At 38.9% G+C, this 15060-nt stretch carries 14 protein-coding genes; 8 read left to right on the top strand and 6 right to left on the bottom strand.

The genetic code is table 11. From position 1 onward, the window contains the following. Positions 1–9: 9 nt before the first annotated feature. The 5 genes from OQ268_RS09135 to rpsT all read right to left on the bottom strand — a co-directional run bounded on the left by OQ268_RS09135 (position 10) and on the right by rpsT (position 4155). On the bottom strand, positions 10–1404 hold the full coding sequence (locus OQ268_RS09135; protein ID WP_265855823.1) for a radical SAM protein: 1395 nt from the start codon (positions 1402–1404) through the stop codon (positions 10–12). Next, complete coding sequence (locus OQ268_RS09130; RefSeq protein WP_265855822.1) at positions 1391–2167, bottom strand: prolipoprotein diacylglyceryl transferase; 777 nt, start codon at positions 2165–2167, stop codon at positions 1391–1393. The genes OQ268_RS09135 and OQ268_RS09130 overlap by 14 nt, the downstream gene beginning before the upstream one ends. Before the next feature lie 12 nt (positions 2168–2179). Further along, on the bottom strand, positions 2180–3016 hold the full coding sequence (locus OQ268_RS09125) for an endonuclease/exonuclease/phosphatase family protein (RefSeq protein WP_265855821.1): 837 nt from the start codon (positions 3014–3016) through the stop codon (positions 2180–2182). A 112-nt stretch (positions 3017–3128) separates the two neighbouring features. Next, positions 3129–3827, bottom strand: coding sequence for a RadC family protein (gene radC / locus OQ268_RS09120; RefSeq protein ID WP_265855820.1), 699 nt, complete (start codon positions 3825–3827; stop codon positions 3129–3131). A 73-nt stretch (positions 3828–3900) separates the two neighbouring features. After that, positions 3901–4155, bottom strand: a complete 255-nt coding sequence (gene rpsT, locus OQ268_RS09115; RefSeq protein WP_010603296.1) for a 30S ribosomal protein S20 — start codon at positions 4153–4155, stop codon at positions 3901–3903. Positions 4156–4396: 241 nt separating this feature from the next. Between rpsT and purN the strand changes: the two genes are divergently transcribed. The 7 genes from purN to rodA all read left to right on the top strand — a co-directional run bounded on the left by purN (position 4397) and on the right by rodA (position 13150). Next, the gene (purN, locus tag OQ268_RS09110; RefSeq protein ID WP_265855819.1) at positions 4397–4975 is read left to right on the top strand and encodes a phosphoribosylglycinamide formyltransferase; all 579 of its coding nucleotides are present in this window, start codon (positions 4397–4399) and stop codon (positions 4973–4975) included. A gap of 137 nt (positions 4976–5112) precedes the next feature. Next, a complete protein-coding gene (gene purH / locus OQ268_RS09105) occupies positions 5113–6639 on the top strand; it encodes a bifunctional phosphoribosylaminoimidazolecarboxamide formyltransferase/IMP cyclohydrolase (protein ID WP_265855818.1) in 1527 nt (508 codons plus the stop codon). A gap of 525 nt (positions 6640–7164) precedes the next feature. After that, positions 7165–8187: a rod shape-determining protein gene (locus OQ268_RS09100; RefSeq protein ID WP_010601761.1), complete on the top strand. Its 1023-nt coding sequence runs from the start codon at positions 7165–7167 to the stop codon at positions 8185–8187. A gap of 336 nt (positions 8188–8523) precedes the next feature. Then, positions 8524–9363 (top strand): rod shape-determining protein MreC, encoded by an 840-nt coding sequence (gene mreC / locus OQ268_RS09095; RefSeq protein WP_265855817.1) that lies wholly within the window; start codon positions 8524–8526, stop codon positions 9361–9363. After that, positions 9356–9871 carry a rod shape-determining protein MreD gene (locus OQ268_RS09090; RefSeq protein WP_265855816.1) on the top strand — a complete coding sequence of 172 codons (516 nt, stop codon included), beginning with the start codon at positions 9356–9358 and terminating at the stop codon, positions 9869–9871. Before mreC ends, OQ268_RS09090 begins: the two co-directional genes overlap by 8 nt. Further along, positions 9871–11883 (top strand): penicillin-binding protein 2, encoded by a 2013-nt coding sequence (gene mrdA / locus OQ268_RS09085; RefSeq protein WP_265855815.1) that lies wholly within the window; start codon positions 9871–9873, stop codon positions 11881–11883. The genes OQ268_RS09090 and mrdA overlap by 1 nt, the downstream gene beginning before the upstream one ends. A 1-nt stretch (position 11884) precedes the next feature. Further along, positions 11885–13150 carry a rod shape-determining protein RodA gene (gene rodA, locus OQ268_RS09080; RefSeq protein WP_265855814.1) on the top strand — a complete coding sequence of 422 codons (1266 nt, stop codon included), beginning with the start codon at positions 11885–11887 and terminating at the stop codon, positions 13148–13150. Positions 13151–13162: 12 nt separating this feature from the next. Here the strand turns inward: rodA and OQ268_RS09075 are convergent, their stop codons facing one another. Next, positions 13163–14341, bottom strand: coding sequence for a hypothetical protein (locus OQ268_RS09075; RefSeq protein WP_265855813.1), 1179 nt, complete (start codon positions 14339–14341; stop codon positions 13163–13165). Between the two features lie 122 nt (positions 14342–14463). Between OQ268_RS09075 and OQ268_RS09070 the strand changes: the two genes are divergently transcribed. Then, positions 14464–15045, top strand: a complete 582-nt coding sequence (locus OQ268_RS09070; protein WP_265855812.1) for a thymidine kinase — start codon at positions 14464–14466, stop codon at positions 15043–15045. Positions 15046–15060 lie beyond the last annotated feature (15 nt).

Here is a 15060-nt window from a genome sequence, read left to right as displayed (position 1 = left end):
AAAATCATATCAAGTCATATTAAGTTTTGCCCTTATGGTATCTATTTTCTGATCACGATAAAAGATATTCATTGTTTCGAATGGAACCATTTTATATTTATCGCTAACAATATGTACACAGGATTTCTTGACTGCACGAACATCAAAATCCAGTGGATCCATAAAATTCATAATAATAATCCGAAATAAGTTGTCGTAGTTCAGATGATCTGATTTGACTCTTGGCAAGCAACACATCAATTCCCCAAGTGTATCTTCGGCACAATCTACCGAAACACCGGTGCTAAATAAGTTTAACATGTGCTCTTTCAGCTTTTCATCATGTTCGAAAACGATGGTATTTTTGGAATTATTAAGCAAGTCTTCCGGATTAATCAAGTGCGTCATCGGGAATACTTCATCGCCAATTTTTAGGGCATAAGCCATGCATAACGCATCTGGATTACAAGGTACCGGGATCAAATCTTGAGGCGTGAAGACCGGAGACTGCTCGTAAATCTTTCGACGTACTTCGGTTAAGGTAATCCGGCCTTGCTGATCATTGTAATCATCATTCCTGCCCGCAACTTGTGTAGGTTGGAAGGTTACACCACGAACGCAACGTTGTTTTAACGCATAATCGATAATCTCACCAATCTCGTGGTCGTTCAAACCTTTTTGCAGCGTAACTACCAAGGTTGTAGAAACATTAAATTGATTGAGGTGATTGATAGCCTTCTTACGCACTTCGGTTAAGTCCTCTCCTCTCATTTTGGTAAGTACTTCAGCGCTAAAACTATCAAATTGCAGGTAAATCTCAAAATCTGGCATATATGAGGCCAGTTTTTCAACGAAGTTGATGTCTTTGGCAATCCTGATCCCGTTGGTATTTACCATCAGGTGCTTGATGGGTTTGGTTTTGGCTAAATCTAAGATTTTGAAGAATTCCGGATGAACAGTAGGTTCACCTCCAGAAAGCTGTACCACATCTGGCTCTCCTTCGTTAGCTACAACGATGTCCATCATTCGTTCTATTTCCTGCAATGTTCTATGTCTACCATAATTTGGCGAAGACATTGCGTAACATGTTGGGCAAGCCAAATTGCAGCGATCGGTAACTTCAATAACGGTTAAGCAAGAATGCTGCTCATGGTCGGTACACAAACCACAATCGTACGGACAACCATAATGCACTTTAGTATTAAACTTTAGTGGAATTTCAGATTGCTTATTGTAATTCCTGATTTGCTTGTAATATTCAACGTCATCAGCAATCATTACTCTACTATCGCCATGCGTACGACAATGCTTTAACATGTAAACTTTTGCATCCTGAAACACAATCTTCGCATCGCAAAGCAATAAGCATTCTGGGCAGAGGCTTTTAGTGTAATCGTAATAGACATAATCTCTAGTATTGGCCATATTGATTATTTTTTTGAGCGATTACTGAAAATGTTCTTAAGATAAATTTATAATAATAAACGATTACCACCAAACCAGCCCAGTGAATACTACTTAAATTAAGATATAATGGCTGGTAAGGTTTGATGAATTCGATAAGAAATCTAAACAAGAAATACAGTACCATAAACAGTTTGAAACGATCTCCATTTGGCATTTCACTGGTTTTGATGCGCTTAAAAACTAAAAGAAGTAAAATGAGATAAGCCATTTCGTACAACATAATGGGATGTCGCAGAACACCATCACCTAGGTCAATGCCGGCGAAGAAATCTGTTTCAACGCCAAAAGTAGGCTCATCAATACCCATGGAGAAACAGCCGATGCGACCGATAAATAATGCGATGATAATTGGAACCACATAAATATCACCCGAAGCAATGTTTACTCGAATAATTTTTTTGGTGATCTCTACACCAACGAGCCCTCCCAACAAACCACCAACAATGGTTTTACTTTGATAGAGAATGTTAAAAGTAAGGTGATGTAAAACCCCTGGCGTTTCTAAAACCGCAAGCAACCGAGAGCCAACTAAAGCGCCAACCATGGCACCAAGCATAATCCAAAGTCTATTCTCGTCTGAGATGGGATCTGCAATACCTTTTTTAAGATAATAGTAAACCCTAACACCAACAATAAATGCAAGTGTCTCAAACAGATAGTGGTAATGATACCTTTGCTCAAGGAATTCGAATTGGAATGGAAATGGCGATGAGTTTATCAAATCCTAAACAATTTAAAAATTCAGTCGTACAAAAACAGGTAGATGATCGGAATAATATCTTTTGTCTTTACTATCGCTTAGCACAGCAAATTTTTGTACCGAAAAATATTTATTAACGAAAATGTAGTCGATTCTATTTTTAAGGTCACTATTAAAATCGAAGGCATTAAAAGTTCCATTTGGCCCATAGGGCGGCTCTCTGCTGATGTCTTTAGCATCGATTAAAAAAGATTTTATGGTTGCAATAGCGGCTGTTTCGGGTGTTACGTTTAAATCGCCGGTAAACACGACTGGAAGATTAGGCGCTATCTGCTGAATTTTCATCTTCAATAGCTTTGCAGATTCTATCCTGGCTTGAACGCCAATATGATCGTAATGTGTGTTAAAAACCAAAAACTCCTTTTTATTAAGTTTATCGTACAGCCTAACCCAACTACAAACCCTGTTTAGTGCCGCATCCCATCCTTTAGATGGTACATCTGGAGTTTCTGAAAGCCAAAAGGTCCCACCATCCTTCTTCGTAAAACGATCTTTATCATAGTAGACAGCAGAAAATTCGCCTTTGCGTTTACCATCATCACGACCTACCCCTACAACATTGAAATTGGTATTCTCAAGTAAGGCATCAAACTGTTCTGGTAAGGCTTCTTGTACGCAAAGAATATCAGCATCGTGAAATTTCACCAAAGCCTTCACATTATCTTTTCGGTTTGGCCAAGCATTAATACCATCTGAAGCTACATTTAAACGTATGTTGTATGTAATTATATTAATGGGCGCTCCTTTTTTCTGCGCAAAAGTTGTGTTGAAAGTTATAAAAAATGCGAGTAATAGTTTAAGAATTTTCATATGAGGGATGTTTTATAAATTTTTCCAATAATACAAAAATTGTGTTAACTGCATTTTAAATAGCCAAATTGTTATCGGGGCTAGCAATTCAACTGGAGTTTATACGGAACGTCTAAATCCTATCCTCATCTCTATAACTATAGTAGCTATTATTGCCAAAAATTAAATGATCTACTACGAAAAGGCTGAGCATATTACCAGCATCTACCATTTGGCGGGTAAGTTTATTGTCCGCGTCACTCGGTTTCAAACTACCAGAGGGGTGATTATGTGCCAAAACAATATTTGCAGCATTCTTTTCGAGTGCAACTTTAAAAATAATCTTTGCATCCGCAACAGTGCCTGCTTGTCCGCCTTTACTAATTAAATGTTTCCCGATTATATGATTTGCCCGGTTCAGCAACAAAATCCAAAATTCCTCATGATTTAAATCAGCAAAGGTTTGATGTAAGTATTGGTACACATCATTAGAAGAAGATATTTGTATCTGCTGGTCGGCAGGCGTATCTTTTCTACGGAGCCCCAGCTCAAGTGCAGCCACAATAGCTATAGCCTTTGCTTCCCCTATACCTTTAAACTTCGCCAAATCCTCAACAGAAGCTTTGCCCAAATGCGTTAGGTTATGGCTATAAAATTGAAGAATCCGCTTACTTAAATCTACAGCAGTCTCGTTTCTGTTGCCCGATCCGATCAAAATTGCTATCAATTCAGCATCGGTAAGGTGCCGTCGGCCATGTTGTAAAAGTTTCTCCCGAGGGCGATCTTCTTCTGCCCAAAGCTTTATACCCAATTTATGATCGTAGTGCTCCATAATTTTTTCGACAAAAAAAAACATCCCAACTGTTGGTTGGGATGCCTTCACTAATATCGTAAAAAAATATAGCTTATGCTAAACCGTTCACAAATTTCGTTAATTTCGATTTGTTGTTAGCAGCCTTATTTTTGTGGATGATGTTCTTTTTAGCTAAACGATCTAACATAGAGATTACTTTTGGCAATAAATCTGAAGCAGATTTTTTATCTTCTGCAGCACGCAATCTTTTAATGAAAGTACGCGTAGTTTTTGCCTGATATCTGTTACGTAAACGTTTTGTAGCGTTTGCTCTAATTCTTTTTAATGAAGATTTATGATTTGCCATTTCTATTTAGCCTTTTATTTTTTCTTATTCGTTTCCTATAATTCGGGTTGCAAATATAGAGTTAATGTTTTTAAATTACAAAAGATTTTTATTTTTTCTTTCGATAAAATTGATGCGCTTTTTACAGCCACAAAAATAGGTTAAAATTAATTGTTAATAGCGAATTAATAGGTGCAATAAAAAATACTTTCAATATAAATAAAATGGGTAAAAATACTATTTTTGGAGAAAACGACCTTTAGTGAAAAAACGAATAGCCATCTTTGCATCAGGTTCTGGCTCTAATGCCCAAAAGCTGATGGAGCATTTTAAACGAAGTAACGACATTGAAATTTCTTTGGTGCTTACCAATAATGCAGATGCCTACGTATTACAACGAGCCGATAATTTTGAAATTCCTACACATATATTTGATAAGCACGAATTTTATAAAACTGATGAGGTAACAGACCTGCTGAAGAATTTAGACATCGACTTTATTGTTCTTGCAGGCTTTTTATGGCTCATCCCTCAAAATCTGATTAATGCTTACCCTGGAAGAATTGTAAACATTCACCCTGCAATTCTGCCCAAATTTGGCGGCAAGGGCATGTATGGCGACCGTGTGCACAACGCTGTTCTGGCAGCTGGCGAAAGCGAAGGGGGAATTACTATTCACTACGTTGACGAACATTATGATGAGGGTGAGTACATTTACCAAGCAAGATATAAAATCGAAAAGAGCGATAACCTGGAAATGGTTAAATTTAAAGGTCAGCAGCTTGAACATTTGCACTACCCAAAAGTTGTAGAAACGCTGGTAAAAAAATTAAAGAAATAGGTGTGAGTTAAAAGCTACTTATTTAATGGCTTGAAGGAACCGCTTATAAACAAGAAGCTATAATCTATTTTTTAAACGTAAATATTACCAAAAACAATCCTGTTTTACTACCTTTGCGGCTCAAAATTTACAGTATAATGAGTCAATCGATTAAGATCAAAAACGCTTTAATTTCAGTATATTATAAAGATGGTTTAGAACCATTGGTGAAACTGTTGGCCGCACAAGGAGTGCAATTATTTTCTACTGGCGGCACCGAACAGTTCATAAAAGATTTAAACTTACCTGTTACTGCTGTAGAAGATCTAACTGGATACCCATCTATTTTGGGTGGACGTGTTAAAACCTTGCACCCAAAGGTATTTGGTGGTATTTTAAACAGGAGGAATTTAGCTGGCGATCAGGAACAGATTGCGACATATGATATCCCAGAAATTGATTTAGTGATTGTTGACTTATATCCCTTTGAAGAGACGGTTAAGGGAGGTGGAACGCCAGAAGAAATAATCGAGAAAATTGATATTGGTGGCATTTCGCTTATCCGTGCAGCCGCCAAAAATTTTAATGATGTAGTGATCATCGCATCAAAAAATGACTACCCTACTTTGCAAGCGCAATTAGAGGCACAAAATGGAGAGACTACCCTGGCGCAACGTAAATCTTTTGCAAAAAGCGCTTTCCATACTTCTTCCCATTACGATACAGCCATCTTTAATTATTTTAACCAGGAAGAGCCAATTGAGGTTTTTAAACAAAGTGTTACAGATGCAAAAACGTTAAGGTACGGGGAGAATCCACACCAGGGCGCTGTATTTTATGGCGATTTAGATGCCATGTTTACCAAATTAAATGGTAAAGAACTTTCTTATAACAACCTGGTAGACGTTGATGCTGCTGTGGCTTTAATAGATGAGTTTGAAGAGCCAACATTTGCCATTTTAAAACATACCAACGCATGTGGCATTGCCTCTCGCCCAACTGTTAAACAAGCTTGGATTGACGCCTTAGCCTGCGACCCTGTTTCTGCATTTGGAGGTGTTTTAATTACGAACGTAGAAGTTGATTTGGCAACAGCTGAAGAAATAAACAACTTATTTTTTGAAGTGCTGATTGCGCCTTCATACCAACCGGAAGCCGTGGAATTATTCAGCAAGAAGAAAAACCGCGTTATTTTACAACGCAATGAGGTTGAACTGAATAAAAAACAATTTAAAACCTTATTAAACGGCGTAATTGAGCAAGACAAGGATTTGGTTATAGAAGGGCCTGAGCAAATGACAACAGTTACAGATAAAGCACCAACTGCGCAAGAATTAAAAGACCTGCACTTTGCCAATAAAATTGTAAAACATACCAAATCGAATACTATTGTTTTGGTTAAGGATGATGTGTTGATAGCCAGCGGTGTTGGTCAGACCTCTCGTGTAGATGCCTTAAGACAAGCCATTGAAAAAGCAGCTTCTTTCGGCTTTAGCGTTAAAGGGTGTGCAATGGCTTCGGATGCTTTTTTCCCTTTCCCAGATTGTGTGGAGATTGCAGCGGACGCTGGAATTACCGCAGTTTTACAACCTGGAGGATCTATCAAAGATGCGGATTCTATTGCAAAGGCAAATGAAAAAGGTATTGCAATGGTAACTACCGGCGTAAGACATTTTAAACACTAGTTGGTTTTTAAACTTGATCGTTTGAAAATTTTTGGCTGGAAAGATAAGCACCATGCAATTCCCCCCTCGAGGGGTGGCAGCCTCGGCTGACGGGGTGGTTTATTTGAGCAGTTTGCAACCTTAAATATTTGCAATAACTTTAGTTTTTAAACTTAATAGTTTGAAAATTTTTGACTGAAAGGTTTAGCACCATGCAATTCCCCCCTCGAGGGGTGGCAGCCTCGGCTGACGGGGTGGTTTCGTTGAGCAATTTGCAACCTTAAATCGTTGCAACAACTTGGGTTTTAAACCCGATAGCAGTGGAAATCCTTTTACAAAAATGACTATTTTAGGAATTTTTAGGTAAAAGATTGAAACGAATAGCGGGACTACAGGAACCTATAGAAACGAGGTATTGATTTTCAAATCTTTCGGCGTGATTAATCTTCGACCGAAAAGATTTTTAAATTTTAAATATAATAAAAAGACTATTTTTACATTAGGAATAGTATAGATTTGATAAAATAAAAACAACATAGCTCATACATGGGATTATTTAACTGGTTTACGCAAGAAGTTGCCATCGATTTAGGCACAGCGAATACCCTAATTATACATAACGATAAAGTAGTAGTAGATGAACCCTCTATCGTCGCTTTCGATCGAACAACAAATAAAGTAATTGCGATTGGCAGGCAAGCCATGCAGATGGAGGGTAAAACCCACGATAATATCAAAACAGTTCGCCCTTTAAAAGACGGTGTAATTGCCGATTTCAACGCTGCAGAAGCGATGATTAAAGGTATGATTCGCATGTTAAATGGCGGTAAAGGTTGGATGTTTCCATCTTTACGTATGGTAATTTGTATTCCATCGGGGATAACTGAGGTTGAGAAGCGAGCCGTACGTGATTCTGCAGAAATTGCAGGTGCCAAAGAAGTATATCTTATCCACGAACCGATGGCTGCTGCAGTGGGTATTGGAATTGATGTGGAGGAACCGATGGGTAACATGATTATTGATATCGGTGGTGGTACCACAGAGATAGCGGTAATTGCACTTTCGGGTATTGTTTGCGACCAATCAATTCGCGTGGCGGGAGATAATTTCGATTCAGATATCGTAAATTATATCCGCAGGCAACATAATATTATGATCGGTGATCGTACTGCTGAAAAAATTAAAATAGAGGTAGGTGCTGCTTTACCAGAGCTTCAAGATGCACCTGCAGATTTTGCCGTTCAGGGACGTGATTTAATGACTGGCGTACCTAAGCAGATTACGGTTTCTTACACTGAAATTGCACACTGCTTGGATAAATCGATCTCTAAAATTGAGGAAGCAATTTTAAAAGCGCTAGAGATAACGCCTCCAGAACTTTCTGCAGATATTTACCAAACAGGAATCTATTTAACAGGTGGTGGTGCACTACTCAGGGGATTAGACAAGCGTGTTGCAGCCAAAACCAAATTACCTGTTCACGTAGCCGAAGATCCACTTCGTGCTGTTGTTCGGGGTACTGGTATAGCGCTCAAAAATATTGGTGGATATAAATTTTTAATGCAATAAATAGCTTTGCAAACAAAAGGTATTGGTTGGTAAGATTTACGAATTAACCAAATTATTTTTGCTGGTTCAGATCGAAATATTTCCAGATCAATAGTATCATGTTATTGCTCGAAGATATTGTTGTAGTTGATTCTTGGTATTTACCAAAATTTATCTCAAACCAATGCAACATCTGGATGGACATAATAAAAGAATCTGCGGAGGGCTTTGTTGAACACCTTCAGGGTTGTTTCAAGCTATCAACATGGCTCGTAGACCTCAAAATTTTGAATTAAATGATATTGCTTTGCAGAAAATCTTCATCCGTAAATCGAGCATCTAAAATCGTTAAACAGTATGCGTAACCTTTGGATTTTCGTAAGTAGATACAATGCATTTTTTCTGTTTATTATTTTCTTCGTTATTGGAATTTACCTAACTGTAAAAAATAATGCGTATCAGCGTAGCGTAACCCTGAATTCATCAAACGAAGTGGTAGGTACCGCATACGAACGGTTAAATGTTTTTAAACGCTACCTAAACTTAGGAATGGTTAACGACAGTCTCGCTGCTGAAAATGCTAAGCTTAAAACCAAACTACTGGGCTTAACTACGGTAGATTCTACGAAAGATGTTACGGTAATAGACACCATTACCAACCAAAAATATACTTACCTGGCTGCAAAGGTAATTAAAAACTCCATCACACTGAGAAACAATGTGATGACGGTGAATAAAGGTAGCTTAGATGGTATTAAAAGTGGCATGGCAGTTATTGCACCCCAACGCGGTGTAGTAGGGTTTATTAGAGATGTTTCTGAACACCTCGCCACCATCCAATCGCTTTTGCACAAAGACACTAAAATCAGCGTAACTTTAAAAAAGAATAATGCGCTTGGCTCTCTTGTTTGGGGAGATGGCAATTTTGATATAAAAAAGGCCCTGATAAAAGAAGTGCCTAACCACATTAAGATGTATGTTGGTGATACCGTGGTAACTTCTGGCTTCGGATCTTTCCCGGCTGGGATTTTGGTGGGGAAAATCACCAAGCCAAACGTACCTACCAATGATAATTTTTTGTCGGGCGAATTGAATTTATTTACCGATTTTGGCACCTTGCAATATGTTTACGTAGTGAAAGATAAACAAGCAGAGGAACAAAAAGCCTTAGAAAGCCTAATAAAACCTAATGAATAGTAAGCTCATCATCGTCAATATCATCAGGTGGTTTTTACTCCTCTTTGTCCAGGTATTCCTGCTCAAAAATATGGGCTTTTATGATCTGTCTACTCCTTTTATTTATGTGCTTTTCCTGCTGCTGCTTCCTTTCGGCATGCCTAATATCTTATTGTATCTCCTTGCTTTTGTAACCGGATTAACACTAGATGCATTTTACGATACCATGGGCGTACATGCTACCGCTTGTGTAGTATTGGCTTTTGTAAGAATATCTTTTATCTCTATAAGTTTAAACCGCGATGCAATTGACGACCCCGAACCTTCGTTAAGTTATATGGGTTTTCAGTGGTTTTCGCTTTATGCTTTTCTTTGTATTATAGCCCATCATTTGGTGCTGTTCTTTTTAGAAACATTTAGGCTAACTGAAATAGGTTACACCTTAATGAGATGCGGCTTAAGTTGTATCTTTACACTGCTTATTATTTTTTTAGTAGAGTTTATCTTCTATAAAAGAACATCGCGCTAATGGATCAGTTATTTAATCGAAAATATATCGTTCAAGGATTATTTATTTTAATCGCCATCATCTTATTGGGTAAGCTTTTTTATATCCAGGTGATTAGCGATGCCGCTTTCGTATCTGCAGAAAGTAACGTGCTCCGAAAAATCTACAAATATCCTGCTCGTGGCGCCATATTGGATCGGCACATGAAAGTTATTGTGCAAAACGAGCCGGTGTATGATCTGATGGTGACCCCGAATGAGGTAAAACCTTTTGATACATTGGCCCTGGCCCAAGCATTGGATATTACGATTCAAGACGTACGAAAAAACCTCAAAAAGGCCCGGGGAAAATCATCTTACCAGGCAACACCATTTTTAAAACAGATATCTGTACAGAGTTATGCTCGCCTGCAAGAAACCCTTTATCGTTTTCCGGGTTTTAGAACGCAGGATAGAACCATCAGGCATTATCCAGATAGTGTTGGCGGACAGTTATTTGGATACGTTAAAGAGGTAAGTCCTTCAGATATAGAAAAATCGGAAGGATTTTACAAGCCTGGAGATTATAAAGGGAAGAGTGGTTTAGAGTTTTCTTACGAAGAAACCCTAAGAGGTGAAAAAGGCGTTATTAACACCGTTTATGATGCACACAATACGCCGCAGGGAAGTTACGCTGATGGAAAATACGATGTGAATGCTGTTTCGGGAGAAAGATTAATCTCTGGGATAGATATGCGCATACAAAAATTAGGTGAAGAATTGATGCAAAACAAAGTTGGTGCTATCGTAGCCATAGAGCCAGCAACTGGCGAAATTCTTTCCCTTGTGAGTAGCCCTGGTTACGATCCGAATCTTTTAGTAGGCCGAAACCAAGGCAATAATTATATGGAGTTTATTGTTGGTAATCCCTACCGGCCATCGCTAGTGAGGCCAATTATGGGTTATTACCCACCAGGATCATCGTTTAAGCCTGTTGATGCATTAATTGGATTACAGGAAGGCGTAATTGATCCGAATACGACATTCTTCTGCCCACACTATTATCAAGCTGGAAACCGCCGAATTAAGTGTGAGCACTTTGATGGCCCTATTGCCTTGAGGAAAGGAATAGCCCGATCTTGCAATACTTACTTCTGCTATGTATTCCAAAAATTAATCACTAAAAATGGAATGAAGAACCAGCGTAAAACCTACCAGGAATGGCGAGATAAGGTAGCTAAATTTGGATTTGGCAGCGAATTGGGGATAGATATGCCTTACGAAAGGAAGGGGTATTTTTACACCGCAGATCATTACGATAAAATTTATAACAAAAGGTGGGGTTATACCAATGTTATTTCACAGGCAATTGGGCAAGGTGAAATTACGGCTACACCACTACAAATGGCTAATGCTATGGCCATTATCGCAAATCGTGGCTACTACATTAAGCCGCATTTGATTAAAGGGATTGGCGATAAAAACCTGGTCAAAAAAGAATACATTGTAAAAAATTATGTTGGAGTAGATGCAAAACACTTTGACCCTGTAATCGACGGGATGCAAGATGCTGTAAACACCAGTTGGGGAACGGCCATCTTATCGAGGATACCCGATGTATTGCTTTGTGGTAAAACTGGTACGGTGCAGAATCCGCACGGCAAAAACCACTCGGTATTTATTGGCTTCGCTCCGCGTGATAATCCAAAAATTGCCATTGCTGTAATTGTAGAAAATGCGGGTTATGGCAGTACTTATGCAGCCCCAATTGCCAGCTACATGATCGAAAAGTATTTAAAAGGAGAGGTATCTGGAGCAAGAGCAGCACAAGTAGAATGGATGAAAACACAAAATCTGTTACCTGTACTTAAAGACAAAAATAAACCTGTGAATAAATTAACAAAGGCAGATAGCTTATCCATAAAAAAAGCATATTCAGCGAAACGGGTAAAAGATAGCATCAGGATAAAGGAAGCTACACCAATGTCTCCGGTGCTTAGCAAACCAAGAGAATTAAAACCTATTACCATTACTAAATCTGTGATAAATAAGTAGCATGCAGCAGCAACAAGGTGGTCGTTTCTTTTTTAACGTAGATTGGATTACAGTTTTAATCTATATTGCACTCTGTGCAATTGGCTTCATCAACATCTATGCTTCCATTTATAATCCAGACAAGGCAGGCGTTTTTGATTTTACCAGTAGCTATGGCAAACAATCTATCTACGTAATCACTGGTTTAATTTTAGGCCTATCTATCCTTTTATTCGACGGACGCCTTTTCAATGTATTTGCACCTGTTATTTACGGTGGCACTTTGCTCTTGCTGCTGGCTGTTTTGGTCATTGGAAATAAGGTAGCCGGCAATCAGGCCTGGATTGCGATAGGATCATTCAAACTGCAGCCTGCAGAGTTTGCGAAGTTTGGCACCGCACTGCTCTTGGCTAAATACGTCGGGGCCTTTAATCCTAAATTTCGAGACTTTAAGTCGATTGCAATAGCTGGCGTTATTGTAGCTGCGCCATTGGTTTTAATAATGCTGCAACCCGATACGGGTTCTGCCTTGGTATTTTTATCTTTCATGTTCCCCTTATACCGTGAAGGATTATCGGGCTATTTTTTATTGATTTTTTTGGGGATGATTGTCCTTTTTGTAGCCGATTTTCTAGTGCCAACGTACATCCTGATTATTATCATCATAGCCATAGCGGGCCTATTTATCTACAATAACCGACGGAAGCAAAAAATCATTTTTTCGACCATTTTGGTTACAATTTTTGCCATTGGTTATTTGTTTGTAATTAAGGTTGCTTATGAGAAGGTACTTGCGCCACACCAGCGTAGTCGTATCGAATTAATGCTTGGTTTGAAAACAGATAATAAAGGTGCTGGTTATAATGTTATCCAATCGCAAATTGCAATTGGCTCTGGCCAAACAACGGGGCGTGGCTTTCTACAAGGTACGCAAACCAAATACGGTTATGTGCCCGAGCAAAGTACCGATTTTATTTTTTCCACTATCGGAGAAGAATGGGGCTTTCTGGGATGTAGTGTAGTTATTGGACTCTATATCTTTCTTTTGCTTAGACTAATTAATCTTGCAGAACGACAGCGATCTACCTTCTCAAGGGTGTATGGTTATTGCGTAGCTTGTATCCTCTTCTTCCACGTATTCATTAATATCGGGATGACGATAGGCATTATCCCGGTAATTGGAATTCCATTGCCCTTAATAAGTTATGGTGGGTCGTCTCTTTGGAGTTTCACCATTCTATTATTCATCTTCTTAAAGTTAGATTCGAATAGAATGGGTTTTTTCTAAGATGAACCCTGCCTAATTAAATCTCCTGTTAAGTAATTCGTAAAATTGATCTACAGTAGCCTGTTTATTCGCCCATTCGTACTTAGCAGCATAATTGCTTTGTAAAAAACTATCTGCCGCTTCGAAGCTATTCATCTTGTTTACAATATCAATAGCTTCAGAATAAGCTAAATTATAACCTTTAAACAGGTCTTTAATAAATAAAAGCTTCTCGTTTAAGTTGATAGCCTGTTTGAGGTCGGAAATGGGTGCCTTCACGGGTTCATCAGCTTTAGGGCCACTATTCGTTTTCGCCAATAATTCGTTGAGGCTTGGAGCACTGGATTGATGTACAGGTCGCACAGGAACGGCCTCGGGTGTAAAAATTGGCCGTTCTGCTACCGGCGGAGAGATAATAGGTTCATCTAGTTTTACATCTCTCAAAGGTGCAATTGGTGATGCTTGCTCTGCCTTAGTCTCGGGCAACTGCTCAGCTACCGGTTGGGGCTTTGGTTCAACTATTGGTGTTTCCTCTTGCTTTGCAATCAAAAATGGTTCAGGGCCAATCTCATCTTCATCGTTTGCTACCAATTCATCTTCTACAGCCAATGGTTCCTCTTCAACGGGCATTATAGTTGCCTTCTTCCTTTCAGCTAAAATCTCTTCCTCTGCCCGGCTTAGTGGTCTGTCGAAAATTTCTTCAACAGGCTTTGCTTCGTAATCAAATTGATCATCTTCACTATGCTGACCCAAAACAAACTCGAAAGTATTTTCTTCCTGATCTGGTTTAAAGAAGTCACGTTCCAATAAGGTATCAGCCAAATCTTCCTTTACCTTTTCATCGTCCTGTACTTCCTGTTCAGGTTTGATATCAATGCGTTCTTCATCTTCTTCTGCAGCAGCAATTTCTTCGAGCTCTGGCATGGCAAAGGATTCACTTTCCGGAAGATAACTTGGGGGTGTTTCTGGCAAAATGATGGTATTTTGTTCGGCCAACAACCCTGCACTGGAAGCCTGCTTAACCGGCTCCGCTTTTAAATTCAATTTCTGAACAACCCGGATATGGTCTGCAAGAAAATCGGCGTTAGCTAAAAATAATTCAAGCTCCAAATCATTTAACTCTTGTGGATTTTGAGCAAGGAAGCGATGCTGCTCATTTAATTCGGTTAAAATATGGCCTACTTTCTTAAAGATATCTTGTGCGTTCATCATAAACTTGAAACGTTTTTTTAACTGATTTATGTTGGTAACTATGTGTTCAAAAATAACACATAATTCTCATATTTGTTCGGTTTTAAATTAATAGCGAACATAAAGGGCATAATAAATAGGGCATGTTATTTAGCGAACAAAATTTTAGAAGGAGGGGTGAATTTTCGGGGAGTATTGAAGTCGTTTGTGGCTCTATGTTTTCTGGAAAAACAGAAGAACTAATTCGCCGATTAAAAAGAGCCCAGATTGCAAAGTTAAATGTAGAGATTTTTAAACCCCGTACTGATACCCGTTACCATGAATCTGCGGTAGTTTCGCACGATTTAAACTCGATTAATTCCACGCCTGTAGATAGTGCCTCGGCCATTTTACTTTTAGGTACCAATACCCAAGTGGTTGGTATTGATGAAGCTCAGTTTTTTGATAATGAACTACCGGAAGTCTGCAGTAAACTTGCCATGAGGGGTATTAGGGTAATTGTTGCTGGTTTGGATATGGATTTTGCAGGCAAACCTTTCGGACCAATGCCTGCATTAATGGCGATAGCTGAGCATGTAACAAAGGTGAATGCGGTATGTGTTTGTTGCGGGAACCCGGCGCTGTATAGCTACAGAACAGTAGCTAACGATTCTACGGTACTTCTGGGTGAAAAGGAAAGTTACGAACCCCGGTGTAGGGCTTGTTATAATTTGGGTAAGGCGTAATTGCTGAATCGCTTA

Origin of the sequence: Pedobacter sandarakinus (genome assembly GCF_026240095.1) — a bacterium.
Taxonomy (GTDB): domain Bacteria; phylum Bacteroidota; class Bacteroidia; order Sphingobacteriales; family Sphingobacteriaceae; genus Pedobacter; species Pedobacter sandarakinus.
Note: the sequence above shows the minus strand (reverse complement) of the source record. Positions and strands in the feature narration are given on the sequence as shown.

What these genes read in the sequence shown, in the direction of transcription:
- OQ268_RS09135 (WP_265855823.1), bottom strand. Translation starts at nt 1,404, where the DNA reads ATGGCCAATACTAGAGATTATGTCTATTACGATTACACTAAAAGCCTC.
- OQ268_RS09125 (WP_265855821.1), bottom strand. Translation starts at nt 3,016, where the DNA reads ATGAAAATTCTTAAACTATTACTCGCATTTTTTATAACTTTCAACACA.
- radC (WP_265855820.1), bottom strand. Translation starts at nt 3,827, where the DNA reads ATGGAGCACTACGATCATAAATTGGGTATAAAGCTTTGGGCAGAAGAA.
- rpsT (WP_010603296.1), bottom strand. Translation starts at nt 4,155, where the DNA reads ATGGCAAATCATAAATCTTCATTAAAAAGAATTAGAGCAAACGCTACA.
- purH (WP_265855818.1), top strand. Translation starts at nt 5,113, where the DNA reads ATGAGTCAATCGATTAAGATCAAAAACGCTTTAATTTCAGTATATTAT.
- OQ268_RS09100 (WP_010601761.1), top strand. Translation starts at nt 7,165, where the DNA reads ATGGGATTATTTAACTGGTTTACGCAAGAAGTTGCCATCGATTTAGGC.
- mreC (WP_265855817.1), top strand. Translation starts at nt 8,524, where the DNA reads ATGCGTAACCTTTGGATTTTCGTAAGTAGATACAATGCATTTTTTCTG.
- OQ268_RS09090 (WP_265855816.1), top strand. Translation starts at nt 9,356, where the DNA reads ATGAATAGTAAGCTCATCATCGTCAATATCATCAGGTGGTTTTTACTC.
- mrdA (WP_265855815.1), top strand. Translation starts at nt 9,871, where the DNA reads ATGGATCAGTTATTTAATCGAAAATATATCGTTCAAGGATTATTTATT.
- rodA (WP_265855814.1), top strand. Translation starts at nt 11,885, where the DNA reads ATGCAGCAGCAACAAGGTGGTCGTTTCTTTTTTAACGTAGATTGGATT.
- OQ268_RS09075 (WP_265855813.1), bottom strand. Translation starts at nt 14,341, where the DNA reads ATGATGAACGCACAAGATATCTTTAAGAAAGTAGGCCATATTTTAACC.
- OQ268_RS09070 (WP_265855812.1), top strand. Translation starts at nt 14,464, where the DNA reads ATGTTATTTAGCGAACAAAATTTTAGAAGGAGGGGTGAATTTTCGGGG.